At 61.6% G+C, this 13,933-nt stretch carries 11 protein-coding genes; 4 read left to right on the top strand and 7 right to left on the bottom strand.

Annotation, left to right across the window (positions count from 1 at the left end; all coding sequences use genetic code 11):
* Window positions 1-67 precede the first annotated feature (67 nt).
* The 6 genes from frr to SPMU_RS05075 form a co-directional block, all read right to left on the bottom strand.
* On the bottom strand, window positions 68-625 hold the full coding sequence (frr, locus tag SPMU_RS05100) for a ribosome recycling factor (protein ID WP_088332489.1): 558 nt from the start codon (window positions 623-625) through the stop codon (window positions 68-70).
* On the bottom strand, window positions 612-1,355 hold the full coding sequence (gene pyrH, locus SPMU_RS05095) for a UMP kinase (RefSeq protein ID WP_088332487.1): 744 nt from the start codon (window positions 1,353-1,355) through the stop codon (window positions 612-614). The genes frr and pyrH overlap by 14 nt, the downstream gene beginning before the upstream one ends.
* Window positions 1,356-1,583: 228 nt before the next feature.
* A complete protein-coding gene (gene tsf, locus SPMU_RS05090) occupies window positions 1,584-2,537 on the bottom strand; it encodes a translation elongation factor Ts (RefSeq protein ID WP_088332485.1) in 954 nt (317 codons plus the stop codon).
* Window positions 2,538-2,705: 168 nt separating this feature from the next.
* Window positions 2,706-3,512: a 30S ribosomal protein S2 gene (gene rpsB, locus SPMU_RS05085; RefSeq protein WP_088332483.1), complete on the bottom strand. Its 807-nt coding sequence runs from the start codon at window positions 3,510-3,512 to the stop codon at window positions 2,706-2,708.
* 501 nt (window positions 3,513-4,013) lie between these two features.
* Window positions 4,014-4,880, bottom strand: coding sequence for a CDP-alcohol phosphatidyltransferase family protein (locus tag SPMU_RS05080; protein WP_088332481.1), 867 nt, complete (start codon window positions 4,878-4,880; stop codon window positions 4,014-4,016).
* Entirely contained in the window at window positions 4,877-5,611 is a 735-nt protein-coding gene (locus SPMU_RS05075; protein WP_088332472.1) for a phosphatidylserine decarboxylase, read from the bottom strand. The genes SPMU_RS05080 and SPMU_RS05075 overlap by 4 nt, the downstream gene beginning before the upstream one ends.
* 115 nt (window positions 5,612-5,726) lie before the next feature.
* Here SPMU_RS05075 and SPMU_RS05070 point away from each other — a divergent pair, with 115 nt between their 5' ends.
* From SPMU_RS05070 to SPMU_RS05055, 4 genes are all read left to right on the top strand, one after another.
* Complete coding sequence (locus SPMU_RS05070; RefSeq protein WP_088332470.1) at window positions 5,727-6,947, top strand: NADP-dependent isocitrate dehydrogenase; 1,221 nt, start codon at window positions 5,727-5,729, stop codon at window positions 6,945-6,947.
* A gap of 330 nt (window positions 6,948-7,277) precedes the next feature.
* The gene (locus tag SPMU_RS05065; protein WP_088332468.1) at window positions 7,278-9,059 is read left to right on the top strand and encodes a cation:proton antiporter domain-containing protein; all 1,782 of its coding nucleotides are present in this window, start codon (window positions 7,278-7,280) and stop codon (window positions 9,057-9,059) included.
* A 57-nt stretch (window positions 9,060-9,116) separates the two neighbouring features.
* Window positions 9,117-10,286 carry a glycosyltransferase family 4 protein gene (locus SPMU_RS05060; RefSeq protein ID WP_088333180.1) on the top strand — a complete coding sequence of 390 codons (1,170 nt, stop codon included), beginning with the start codon at window positions 9,117-9,119 and terminating at the stop codon, window positions 10,284-10,286.
* 108 nt (window positions 10,287-10,394) lie between these two features.
* A complete protein-coding gene (locus tag SPMU_RS05055) occupies window positions 10,395-11,006 on the top strand; it encodes a CC0125/CC1285 family lipoprotein (protein WP_245832764.1) in 612 nt (203 codons plus the stop codon).
* 159 nt (window positions 11,007-11,165) lie between these two features.
* Here the strand turns inward: SPMU_RS05055 and secA are convergent, their stop codons facing one another.
* Window positions 11,166-13,901 carry a preprotein translocase subunit SecA gene (secA, locus tag SPMU_RS05050; RefSeq protein ID WP_088332466.1) on the bottom strand — a complete coding sequence of 912 codons (2,736 nt, stop codon included), beginning with the start codon at window positions 13,899-13,901 and terminating at the stop codon, window positions 11,166-11,168.
* Window positions 13,902-13,933 lie beyond the last annotated feature (32 nt).

Here is a 13,933-nt window from a genome sequence, read left to right as displayed (position 1 = left end):
ACGGGCAAACACTGCGCTGCCGGCAAAGCGGCACGGGCGCGCAGATAAGAACCAGAAAGTCCCGAGCTCACTTGCCCAGGATTTCCTTTTCCTTGGCACTCGCGACTGTGTCGATCTCGGCGATCGTGGCGTCGGTAAGCTTCTGCACCTCGACCTCGTGACGCTTGCGATCGTCTTCGCCGAACACGCCCTTCTTTTCGTCGGTCTTCAGGTTATCCATGCCGTCGCGGCGCACGTTGCGCACAGCAATTTTCGCCTTCTCAGAATAGGAACCTGCGAGCTTCGCCAGTTCCTTGCGGCGCTCTTCGGTGAGATCCGGGATGGGCAAGCGGAGCGTCTGGCCATCATTGATAGGGTTGAGGCCAAGACCGGCTGACCGGATCGCCTTTTCCACCGGACCGACGTTGCTCTTGTCCCACACCTGCACGGACAGCATACGCGGTTCGGGCACGGAAACCGTAGCAACCTGGTTGAGCGGCATATGCGAGCCGTAGACTTCAACGGTCACCGGGTCGAGCAGCGCCGTGGAAGCGCGGCCGGTGCGCAGACCGGCCAGGTCGCTCTTCAGCGATTCCACCGCGCCGGCCATGCGGCGCTCCAGATCCGCTTTGTCATACGCGGGCATCGATCATCTCCTGTTCGTTCGTGACGACCGTCGATACGCCCTCACCGCGAAGCACATCAGCAAAGTTACCGTGTTCGCGGATGTTGAAAACGACGATCGGGATATTCGAGTCGCGGCACAACGCCACGGCACTCGCATCCATCACCTTGAGGTTCTTGGACAATACCGTGTCGTACGAGATTGTCTCGTAACGCGTCGCGCCGGGATCCTGCTTGGGGTCGGCGCTGTAGATTCCATCAACGCTCGTGCCTTTGAACAGAGCATCGCAGTTCATTTCCGCGGCACGCAAGGCCGCGCCGCTATCGGTAGTGAAGAAGGGCGAGCCGACACCCGCTGCGAAGATCACAACGCGATCCTTCTCGAGGTGACGGACCGCCCGGCGCCGGATAAACGGCTCGCAAACAGATTGCATCGGGATCGCTGACTGTACGCGGGTATCGATCCCGATCTGCTCCAGCGCGTTCTGGACGGCCAGCGCGTTCATGACCGTCGCCAGCATCCCCATGTAATCCGCGGTAGCGCGCTCGAACCCCTTGGCGGCCGCTGCAAGTCCGCGAAAGATGTTGCCGCCGCCAACGACGATACAAAGCTCATAGCCTTGCGCCTTAACATCCGCGATCTCTTCAGCAACCCTTCCGGTGACGGCAGGATCGATGGCTAAACCATCTGCCCCCATCAGAACTTCGCCCGAAAGCTTCAGGAGGATGCGTTTGTAACGAGGGCTGGTCATTTGATCCGATACGACTGAGGTCGGGCAGCGAAACCTTAGGGAAGCTACGCAGCAGCCGCAACCACTACATGGCGGCCGCCTCGCGAACGAGCGCTGCCCCTCTAACATGGTTCATCCCGGCCTCGCTCCGCGAACCAATCTCCCAACTGACTGCGAGCAGCCCAGAGTCGGTTCCGGCGAGACCGGGATGATGATTGCAAAGCGACGATCTACCGCCGCCCTGCGCGATCAGGCAGTTGGTTCGGCCTGCTTGTTCTGCGGAACACCCGAGGCGGCGGCAACTTCGGCGGCAAAGTCAGACGCTTCCTTCTCGATGCCCTCGCCCAGCTGGAAGCGGACATAGTCCTTGAGCACGATCGCGGTGCCCGCGTCCTTGCCGGCCTTTGCAATAACGTCGCTGATGCGCGTCTTGCCGTCCATTACGAACAACTGGCTGACGAGCGCGTGCTCCTTGCGGTACTTGGCGATCGAACCCTCGACCATCTTGGCGATGATATCCGCCGGCTTGCCGCTTTCGCCGGCCTTCTCGGTCGCAATCGCGCGCTCGCGCTCGATCTCCGCCTCGTCGAGGTCTTCCTCGTTCAGCGCCTTCGGGAAGGCAGCCGCAACGTGCATTGCAAGCTGCTTGCCAAGGCTCTGAAGCACCTCGTCCGACGCCTCACTCTCAAGCGCAACGAGAACACCGATCTTGCCAAGACCCGGGGACTGCTGATTGTGGACGTATCCGACCACTGCGCCCTTGGACACCTCGAGGCGCTTTGCGCGGCGCAGCGACTGGTTCTCACCGATGGTCGCGATGTTGTTCGTCAGCACCTCTTCGACGGTGGTGCCGGAGGGCATCTTCTCGCCCTTGATCGCGTCGATGTCGCCACCGGTGGCGAGCGCGATCTGGGTCACTTCCCGAACGAAATCCTGAAACTGGTCATTCTTCGCTACGAAGTCGGTTTCCGAATTCACTTCCACTGCTGCGCCCACGGTGCCGCTGGTTGCCACGCCGACGAGGCCCTCGGCCGCGGTGCGGCTGGACTTCTTGGCGGCGGCTGCCAGGCCCTTGGTACGCAGCCAATCGAGCGCCCCATCCATGTCGCCGCCGGTCTCGTTCAGCGCCTTCTTGCAGTCCATCATGCCTGCGCCGCTCTTCTCGCGCAGGTCCTTGACCATCGCTGCCGTGATATCGGCCATCGTATAATCCTTCCTATCGATCCGGTGAGGTGGGATCAGCCCAAATGAAAACCGCTCGTGCCGAGCCTACCAAAGTACCGCCCTTCTCTCCGCGTCATTGCAGGAAAGAGACAGTGCTTCGACAAACTCGGCACGAAAAAGGTGAAAGGCTTGTCGAAGCCGCAGTTCTTACGCGTCGATCTGGCGCGATTCCTCTGCACCGGCGGTCGCCACGACCGGGTCGCTGCCCAGTGCTTCCTCAGCCGGCGGCTCAGCCATCGCGCCGAAGTCAACACCGCCACGGCGCTGCTGCTCGGCATTGCCACGGGTCGCCGCGATCGCGACGGCTTCGCAGTAGAGCCAGATCGCGCGGCTGGCGTCATCATTCGCCGGAACCGGGAACGCGATACCATCCGGCGACACGTTCGAATCGAGGATGGCGACAACCGGGATGCCCAGCGTGTTCGCTTCCTTGATCGCCAGCTCTTCCTTGTTCGCGTCGATCACGAACATGATGTCGGGAATACCGCCCATGTCGCGGATGCCGCCCAGGCTCATCTCGAGCTTGTCACGCTCCCGTGTGAGCTGCAGCACTTCCTTCTTGGTGAGGCCCGCGGTGTTGCCCGACAGCTGCTCTTCAAGAGCCTTCAGGCGCTTGATCGAGTTCGAGATCGTCTTCCAATTGGTGAGCATGCCGCCCAGCCAGCGGTGATTGACGAAATGCTGGCCAGCGCGACGTGCTGCGTCAGCAACGGGCTCCTGCGCCTGACGCTTGGTGCCGACGAACAGCACCTTGCCGCCGGAAGCGACCGTCGAGCTGATGAACTCGAGCGCGCGGGCGAACAGCGGCACCGTCTGCGAGAGGTCGATGATGTGGACGCCATTGCGATCACCGAACAGATACGGCTTCATCTTCGGGTTCCAGCGATGGGTCTGGTGGCCGAAGTGCGCGCCGGTTTCGATAAGCTGCTGCATCGTGACGACTGGTGCCGCCATAATCTGTGTTCCTTCCGGTTAGGCCTCTGGGGAGCGGATGGCGCTTGCCTCAAAGGCCGGCGCACCGGTGGTTATGCTTCCCATGCGGAGTTGAGGCCCGCGCCATTAGCGAAACTCCCACAAACTGGCAAGCAAACAGATCGCCCTTGACCAGCGTGAACATATGTGGAACATTCCAAAGAACGGATGGAGAACCTGCCTTCCAGACCGACGAAAATGCTGCACCTTTTCAGATGAAGCCGTGACGTTCCCTCGGCATATGGCGGAACAGCATCTGTTTTCAGCGGTTTACGGGTTATGGTTCGCAAGTGCCATGGAGACGGACGATGATGGCAGTGGTAAGTTTTGCGGTTTTTGCCGGTGCGTTTGCGATTTCAGTTTACACTCTGTCCATTACCATAACGCCGCGTCTCGACCGGATCTTGGGGGCATTGCGCAAGCAAACGCCGGAAGAACGTCAACCGTTGGCGGCGCTGGTTCGTGCAGAACAGCGCATCGCCGTCAGGCGCTGGGCGGCACAGGCGCGCCCTGCGCCGGGATACCGGACGCGCGTAGCCGCTTAACGCGGGCATAGCTGGCGATGCTGAAAGGCAATGCTAGCAGGTAGCCGAAGCTCAGAGCGCTAACGGTGTGCCACGGCGCCGTAACGGCCGCCGCAGCAACAATCACCACCAGCGCCAGCGCCTCGAAACGGATATTCCGCCGTAGTCGCAGCGACGACCATGACCAGGTTGCGACGCTAGAGACCATCAGTAGCGCTGCTAGCACCGTCCATGGTGCGACAATGTAAGGCGATCGGAGCGCTGGCTGCTCCGTCCAGAACCAGAGAAATATCGGAAGCAGCGCCAGCCCGGCACCGGCGGGCGCTGGTACGCCCGTGAGAAAGCCGGCCGATTTATGTGGCTGATCATCCGCATCAATGTTTGCGTTGAACCGCGCGAGACGCAGCGCCGCGAACACTGCGAGCATCAACGCGGCTATCCAGCCAAAGCGCGGCAGCGAAGAAAGCGACCATAGGTAGAGAATGAGCGCGGGCGAGACGCCGAAGGAGATCGCGTCCGCCAGAGAATCCAACTCGGCGCCGAATCGACTTTCCCCGTGCAGCAATCGAGCAATGCGGCCGTCAATGCCATCAAGCAGGCCGGCAATGAGAACAAAGGCCACGGCCAGCTGCCAGTGGGTAGCCACACGATCGGCCAAGGCGGCAAGCTCCGCCCCTTGCAGCAGGGGCAGATCATTTTCCATCATCCGCGCTTTAACGGCGAACTGAACGCCACTGAGACCAGAGCAAAGCGCCAGCGCGGTGATCGCATTGGGCGCGACCGCGCGAAGCGGAAGCCCTCGGCGCGGACGAGTTGGGCGCCTCACTGCGCCACCCCCGATGCCGATGCCGCGCCCGCGCGCGCTAGGACGGTCTCCCCGGCGATTGCCCGCTGCCCGAGCGCCACCTGCGGCGCGTAGCCAGCAGGGAGGTAAACATCGACACGACTACCAAAGCGGATGAGCCCGATGCGTTGGCCTGCCGCAACCATATCGCCGACCTTGACGAATCCCATAATGCGGCGCGCGACGAGCCCTGCGATCTGCGTGAAGGCGACCTTGCGACCGTCAAAGCCCTCTACCACGAAATGCTGACGCTCATTGTCCTCAGATGCCTTGTCGAGATCGGCATTGAGAAACTTGCCCGAAATATAGACCACCTGGCGGATCGTTCCGGCGATCGGCGAGCGATTAATATGAACATCGAACACGCTCATAAACACGGACACGCGGGTCATGCGCCCGGCGCCCAGTTCCATCACCAGCTCGCGCGGCACAGGAACATCGGCGATCATGGTCACCAGGCCATCCGCCGGTGATACGATCAGGTCTTCACCACGCGGTGTGGTGCGGATCGGATCGCGGAAAAAGGCCGCGACCCACAGCGTGACGCCGAGAAGCGGCCAGAAAAACACGCTGTGAACAATCGTCATCAACAAGGTGATGCCAAAAGCGATCGCAGTGAATTTCTGCCCCTCGGGATGAACCGCGGGAAAGCGCCACTTGACGGTGGTGGTGATGGGCAGACCCTGATCTTCGGGTTTTGGTAATGAAGGCATGTGGCCTCGTGTAGCGGGGTGAGCCGATGGGCACAACGCGGGTGCACCGATGGTTGATCCCCCGCCCCCTTGCCCGTATCGACCACGCCAGAACCTCCCTCAAAGGAAACAGAAGATGGCGAAGATCAAGGTGAAAACGCCCGTCGTGGAGATCGACGGCGACGAGATGACCCGGATCATCTGGGAATGGATCCGTGAGCGCCTGATTAAGCCATATCTCGATATTGATCTCGATTATTACGACCTCGGCATGGAGCACCGCGACGCCACCGACGACAAGGTCACGGTGGACAGCGCCAAGGCGATCCAGAAGTATGGCGTGGGCGTGAAGTGCGCGACCATCACCCCCGACGAGGCGCGCGTCGAGGAGTTCGGCCTCAAGAAGATGTGGAAGTCGCCGAACGGCACGATCCGCAACATTCTGGGCGGCGTTGTTTTCCGCGAGCCGATCGTGATCAAGAACGTTCCCCGATTGATTCCCGGTTGGACCCACCCGATCGTTGTGGGTCGTCACGCTTTTGGCGACCAGTATCGCGCGACCGACTTCAAGGTGCCGGGCGCTGGCAAGCTGACCATGAAGTGGACGGGCGAGGACGGCCATGAAATCGAGCATGAGGTGTTCGACTTTCCGAGCTCCGGCGTCGCGATGGGCATGTACAATCTCGACGAGTCGATCCGCGATTTCGCGCGCGCCTCCCTGAATTACGGCATCAACCGCAACTGGCCGGTGTACCTGAGCACCAAGAACACGATCCTCAAAGCATATGACGGTCGCTTCAAGGACATCTTCGCCGAGATCTACGAGGCGGAATTCGCCGAGAAGTTCAAGGAACTGGGGATTACCTACGAGCATCGCCTGATCGACGACATGGTCGCATCGGCGCTGAAGTGGAACGGCGAGTTCGTATGGGCCTGCAAGAACTATGACGGCGACGTTCAGTCGGATCAGGTGGCACAGGGCTTCGGCTCGCTGGGCCTCATGACTTCGGTGCTGATGACGCCGGATGGCAAGACGATCGAGGCGGAAGCGGCGCACGGTACCGTGACGCGTCACTATCGCCAGCACCAGCAGGGCAAGGCGACCTCGACCAACCCGATCGCGTCCATCTTCGCCTGGACCGGCGGCCTCAAGTTCCGCGGCAAGTTCGACAACACGCCCGACGTGACCCGCTTCGCTGAGGAACTGGAGAAGGTATGCATCGAGACGGTCGAAAACGGCGACATGACTAAGGATCTCGCGATCCTGATCGGCCCGGATCAGAAGTGGATGACGACCGAGCAGTTCTTCGAGGCTGTGCGCGTAAACCTCGAGAACAAGATGGCGACTTGGGCATAAGCTCAGCCGCTTGATACCAAGACAGGTCCCGGCGGATGGCCGGGACCTGCAAACGGACATCATTCCTTCGAGTGATCCGCGGATCGGCGATTCTGACGGCGTGCGTTCACACCCCCTTTTATCGATTGCCAGGACATCAACGACCCGCGGTCCGCGGCACACTGGCAGCCGTCCTGCGCCTAAGTACCTTCCTAAAGATCTGCAGCCGTTGAGCATCGCTTATCGTCAGGCCGGCCTTGGGCGCCGCCGCGGCCCAGCAATGCCGTACCCATGGGCGCATTCGCCGACAGCGCTGCTGACAAGCGTCCGTTATCGGGGCAAGGGATGTGAATGGCGATCGGTCTCGAAAACCCGCAATTCTCTGACGCGTTGGTGATCCTCGGCGCGGCCGGCCTCGTTATCCCCGCATTCGCTCGCTTCAGGATCAGCCCAGTGATCGGCTTTATCCTCGTTGGGCTACTGGTCGGTCCGGCGGGTCTCGGAAGCCAAGTGGAGCGCGCCCCCTGGCTTTACTATGTGACGATTTCTGATCCCCATTCGATTGAGCCGTTTGCCGAATTCGGCATTGTTCTGCTGCTTTTCTCAATCGGGCTGGAACTCTCTTTCAGGCGACTTTGGGCCATGCGTCGCCTTATTTCCGGGATCGGCCCGGCGGAGCTACTCGGCTCCGCGCTGATCATCGGCACCGCCCTGCACCTTCTCGGACAGAGCTGGCCGGGAGCGATCGGGCTTGGTCTCGCGCTCGCACTGTCTTCTACGGCTCTGGTCCTCCCGCTCGTTGGCACCACCAGCGCCGTCGGTCGTGGGGCCTTTGCCATGCTGTTGTTTGAAGATCTGGCGCTAGTACCGATTATCTTTGCGTTGGGAGCGCTCGCCCCCTCCGCCGGCGCGGAGGGGGGGATGGGCAACATTGGCATGGTGGCATTGCGTGGCGGCCTGACCGTGGTCGCGATCTACATCGCGGGCCGGATGATTCTTCCCCGCCTGTTTGCACAGGCGGCCCGCACCAAGAGCCCCGAACTCTTCCTTGCTGCCTCTCTCCTAGTCGTCATCGTCGCCAGCGTTGCGACCACGGCGGCCGGCCTGTCGCCGATCGTCGGAGCGCTGCTGGCTGGGCTGCTGATCGCCGAAACGGAATATCACACCGAAGTCGAGGTGATCACAGCGCCCTTTAAGGGCTTGGCGCTCGGCGTCTTTTTGATCAGCGTGGGAATGAGCCTCGATCTGCGATTGATCGCGAAAAACTGGTCGGACCTGCTGATCGCTGTGGTCGGCGTCGTCGCAGTCAAGACCATGGTGACCTACTTCCTGCTGCGCCTCGCAAATGCGCGGCGCGGTATAGCGGCGGAAACAGGGTTGCTGATGGGTAGCCCGTCCGAAACGACGCTGATCGTGCTCGCCACCGCCGCACAGGCGCAGCTGATTCAAGCATCAACAGCGGCATTCTGGCAAACCGTCACCGCGATAGGGCTGACCATTACGCCCGTACTCGCCAAGGCAGGGAGCGCCGCTTCCAAGCGGATCGAGGGAGCAGCCGACCTCTCGGCAGCACCGCCAGAGGACGGCAAGCATACCGTCATCATCGGGTTTGGACGCGTTGGCCGAATGGTCGCGGACCTTCTCGATCGCCACGCCCAGCCCTACCTGGCGGTCGAGGCGGACATCGATGTGGTGAAAGCCGCCCGGTCGGCCGGAAAGTCCATCATGTATGGGGACGTCATCCGCCCCGAGTTGGTGGACCGGCTCAACTTGCCCGGCGCGCGCGCGTTGGTTCTGACCATGGATGAACCAGTCCTCACGGTGCGTCTCACAAGGCGCGTGCGCGCCCTCGCGCCGGAGCTGCCAATCGTCGCTCGGGCGCGCGACGCAGCGCACGCTGCGGAGCTTTACCGTGCAGGAGCCACCGATGCCGTGCCTGAGACGCTGGAAAGCTCGCTTCAGCTTTCGGAGGCATTGCTGGTCGACCTGGGCGTTGCCATGGGACCAGTGATCGCTTCGATTCATGAAAAGCGCGACGAACTCCGCCAGACGATCCGGCAGGAGGCGAAGCTTAGCCGGGAGCCGCGCATTCGGCGCTTGCCACGTAAAGGCGAGCTAAATTCCGCCTCTTAGGCTGCACGCGCGGGCTGCCCAGCGTTCGCCGCAATCAATCGTTAGTCTCCTATGATCATGCATCCGTCGGATCTTCGTGTCGCACTGTTCAGCGGCAATTATAACTATACGCGAGATGGCGCGAACCAGGCGCTCAACCTGCTGGTGGGCCACCTTCTCAGCCGCGGTGTGACCGTGCGGGTCTATTCACCGACGGTTGCCAACCCGGCATTCCCCGCGACCGGTGACCTCGTTGATGTTCCCGCCATACCACTTCCGGGCGAACGCGGAGAATATCGTCTAGCGCGCGGCTTGCCTGCGAAGGTGAGACAAGACCTTGCGGCCTTTGCGCCCAACCTCATCCACGTATCGGCCCCCGACATCCTGGGCCATCGAGCGGTCAGCTACGCTCGCCGCCATGGTATCGCTCGCGTCGCTTCGCTCCACACGCGCTTCGAAACCTACCCTCGCTATTACGGCCTGGGTTTCATCGAGCCGCTTTTCGAACGCATGCTCGCGCGCTTCTATGATCGGGTCGATCGCGTGCTCGTTCCTGGACCGTTGCTTGGCGAAATTCTGGAAAGCTGGGGTGTGCAAACGCCAACCACCGTTTGGTCCCGGGGTGTGGACCATGACCGCTTCTCTCCGGCGCGACGCGACCTGGAATGGCGGAGACGTTTAGGGATCGCCGATCATGAGGTCGCCATCGGCTTTCTCGGGCGCCTGGTGAAGGAGAAGGGACTGGACGTCTTTGCAGCGGTTGCGGCCGAGCTAAAACGTCGCAAGGTTGCCCACCGCGTTCTGGTGATCGGCGAAGGCCCTGCGCGGGACTGGTTTGCGTCCCAGGTTCCGGATGCGGCATTCGCCGGCTTTCAGGCAGGAGATGAGCTTGGACGCTCCGTTGCCTCCATGGACGTTTTCTTCAACCCTAGTGTGACCGAGACGTTCGGGAATGTGACCCTAGAAGCGATGGCTGCGGGCGTACCGGTGGTGGCGGCCCGAGCTTCGGGCGCAGTCGGCCTGGTTGATGACGAGCGCACCGGGTTTCTCGTCCAGCCACGGGATACGGCTGCTTATGCCGACGCGCTCTCAATCCTGATCGGGGATCCCAGCCGTCGCCAGGAGATGGGCCGCGCCGGCAACCTGCACGCCGGGGGTTATCGGTGGGACGTGATCAACGAGGCCGTACTCAGCGCGTATCTTCAGGATGCTCACGCCATGAGCAATGCATTCAGGATTTTGGCGTAACGCGCGACAGGCCGGTGTTTTTTGGAGCCAATCCGTTCATCGGACGTTCCACTTTTAACAGCTAAAGGCGAGTCATACCGCCGCCTTGGCGGTTTCGGAGACTTCATAATGGGAATCTTGCGTACCGGTCGCAGCCTGCTGATGGCCACGGCCGTTTCCGGCGCCTTGCTGGTCGCTGGCTGCGCCACAGAGACGCCATATCGGCCGGCAACAGGTTCTGGCTTCAACCGCACCGGGTTCAGCGAACGCCAGGTTGAAGCGAATCGGTTCCTAGTCAATTTCGCCGGCAATACGGTCACTGACCGTGACACGGTTGAGCGCTACCTGCTGTTCCGGGCGGCGGAACTGACAGTTCAGAACGGCTTCGACTATTTCGTGACCGTCGATCGGCAGACCGATCGCCAGGCGCGGACCTATTCGACGCCGGGCGCTGGCGTTGGCTTCGGCCCTGGCTGGGGTTACGGCGGCTTGGGGGGCTACTGGGGTCCGTCCTGGCGCTTCTACGGCCGGCCATGGGGCGGCTGGGGAGGCTGGGGTCCGTGGGGCGGCGGCTTCAACGACTTCGACGTTCGCACAGTTGATCGCTACGAGGCTTCGGCCGAGATCGTGATGGGCAGGGGCACACCGCCTGCCGGCGAGGTCCGGGCCTTCAGGGCGCGTGATGTGATGGATCGGCTTGGGCCGACGATCGTGTTGCCGGAGCAGCAGCGCCGCCGCTGATCTCCGCCTCGATGTGAATGCGAAAAGCCCTCGCCATCACTGGCGAGGGCTTTTTTGTGTCCGTGGGCTACTCGGCAAGAACGCAACCTTCAGTAGCGCTGAGAACACGCGAGCACCTGCGCTTTCGGCAGAGCAGGCGCCTGCGTTCCTACGCGTTGCTCAAACCGTGCCGTGGCAGTGCTTGTACTTGCGACCGGAGCCGCATGGGCACGGAGCGTTTCGGCTCACTTGGCCCCGCCAGATTTCCGGATCTTCCCCCATATCCGCCGCAGTCGGCTGCGGGATCTGCATGGGCGGCATTTGCGTCTGAATAAGGCCGAGGGTCCCGGCATCAATATCCGCCGAGTTGTCCTCGCCCGAGAACGGATCGAAGTGCGTCGTGATGAAGTCCGGCAGATCCGGCAGCGGAGGCGGCGCCTGCAGGTGGAACTCGGCGTGCGCGATCGTCTTCGTCACATCTTCGCGTATGTTGTCGAGCATACGCTGGAACAGCGCGAACGCCTCCTGCTTATATTCGTTGATTGGCGTCTTCTGGGCATAAGCGCGCAAGTGAACGACCTGCCGCAGCGCATCGAGCGTCGCGAGGTGTTCTTTCCAGTGGTGATCTAGATTCTGAAGCAGGATCGATTTCTCGACCTGGGTCCACGTGTCCGGCTCCAATTCGGCAGACTTGGTGGTGATCATCGCATCAGCTTCGGCCCGCACGCGCTCCGTAACCAACTCCGGATCGATTGCGTCTTCCTTCAGCCAATCGTCGATCGCAGGCCGCACGTTCAGAACGTCGGCCAGCCGTGCCTTCATGCCGTCGATATCCCATTGCTCCGGATAAGAGCCGACCGGGCAGGCTTCACCGACGATCGTGTTGACCGTTTCTGCGCGCATGTCCTCGACAACGTCGCCAACCGTCTCTGCGTCCATGATGTCGGCGCGCTGCTCGTAAATTACCTTGCGCTGATCGTTCATCACGTCGTCATATTCGACGACCTGCTTGCGGATATCGTAGTTGCGCGCCTCGACCTTCTTCTGGGCGGTCTCGATCGCCTTGCTCAGCCATTTGCTGCCGATCGCCTCGCCGTCCTCAATGTTGTTACGCATCATCCGCGCGAACAGCGTGTCCGGGCCGAAGATACGCAGCAGATCGTCGTCGAGGCTGAGATAGAAGCGGCTGAGACCCGGATCGCCCTGACGTCCCGAGCGGCCGCGCAACTGATTGTCGATGCGGCGGCTTTCGTGCCGCTCCGTGCCGAGCACGAACAGCCCGCCTGCCTCAAGCACCCGCGCCTTCTCGGCCGCGATCTCCGCCCTGATCTGCTCAACCGCAGCGTCGCGTTCCGGCCCGTCCGGCATTCCGGCAAGCTCGTCCTCGACGCGAAATTCGAGGTTGCCGCCAAGCTGAATGTCGGTGCCGCGGCCGGCCATGTTGGTCGCGATTGTCACGGCACCCAGACGGCCGGCCTGTGCGACGATATGCGCTTCCTGTTCGTGGTAGCGGGCATTCAGTACCGAGTGGTCGACACCTTCCTGATTGAGGAAGTCGGAAAGCAGCTCCGACTTCTCGATCGACACCGTGCCGACCAGAACCGGTTGACCCTTCTCCGCATGCTGTCGGATGCGCTTGGCGATCGCACGAAACTTGTCATGCGTGTCCTTGTAGAACTCGTCTTCCTCATCGACCCGGCGGATCGGGTTGTTGGTCGGAATAGTGACGACGTTCATCTTGTAGATGTCGAAGAATTCCGCCGCCTCGGTCGAGGCCGTTCCCGTCATGCCGGCGAGCTTGGGGTACATGCGGAAGTAGTTCTGGAAAGTGATCGAGGCCATGGTCTGGTTCTCGGGCTCGATCTGCACGCCTTCCTTCGCCTCAACCGCCTGGTGGAGACCATCCGACCACCGCCGGCCGTCCATCATGCGGCCGGTGAACTCGTCGATGATGACGACTTTGCCGTCTTTCACGATATAGTCCGTGTCGCGCTTGAACATGACATTGGCGCGCAGAGACTGGTTCAGGTGGTGGACGACCTGCGTATTCTCGAAGTCATACAGGTTGGCGCCTTCCAGCAGCCCCGCCGCCTCCAGCAGCCGCTCGATGCGTTCGGTGCCTTCCTCGGTCAGGACGATCGTCTTCTGCTTTTCGTCCTTTTCGTAATCATCAGGCGTGATCTGCTTCACGACGGCATCGACCTTCATGTAGAGGTCGCTCTTGTCGTCGGTGGGGCCGGATATGATGAGCGGGGTGCGCGCCTCGTCGATCAGGACAGAGTCGACCTCGTCAACGATCGCCATGGCGAAGGGTCGCTGAACCATCGACGCACGATCGTACTTCATGTTGTCGCGCAGATAATCGAAGCCGAACTCGTTGTTCGTCCCGTAGGTAATGTCTGCGGCATAGGCCTGACGCCGCTGCTCGTCCGATAGATTGGGGACGATCACCCCAACGGTCAGGCCCAGGAATCGGTAGACCCGGCCCATCCAGTCCGCGTCGCGGGCGGCCAGATAATCATTCACGGTGATGACGTGAACGCCCTCGCCCGGCAGCGCGTTCAGGTAGGTGGCGAGCGTCGCGACGAGCGTCTTGCCCTCGCCGGTGCGCATTTCGGCGATCTCTCCGCGGTGGAGCACGATACCGCCAATCATCTGAACGTCATAATGCCGCTGACCAAGCACCCGTCGCGCCGCCTCACGCACCGTGGCGAATGCCTCCGGCAACAGATCGTCGATCTTCTCTCCGTTCGCCAGCCGCTCACGGAACAGCACGGTCTGATTGGAGAGCGCGGCATCATCCATCGCCTCGAGCGAGGGCTCAAAAGAGGCGATCTTCGCAACAAGAGGGTTGAGCGAGCGGACGTAGCGGTCGTTGGACGAACCGAAGAGCGACTTGGCAATGTTGCCGAACATGGATGGATCCCTGATAGCGGTACGGCGCGACT

The sequence above is a fragment of the Sphingomonas mucosissima genome, from assembly GCF_002197665.1.
Taxonomy (GTDB): Bacteria; Pseudomonadota; Alphaproteobacteria; order Sphingomonadales; family Sphingomonadaceae; genus Sphingomonas; species Sphingomonas mucosissima.
Note: the sequence above shows the minus strand (reverse complement) of the source record. Positions and strands in the feature narration are given on the sequence as shown.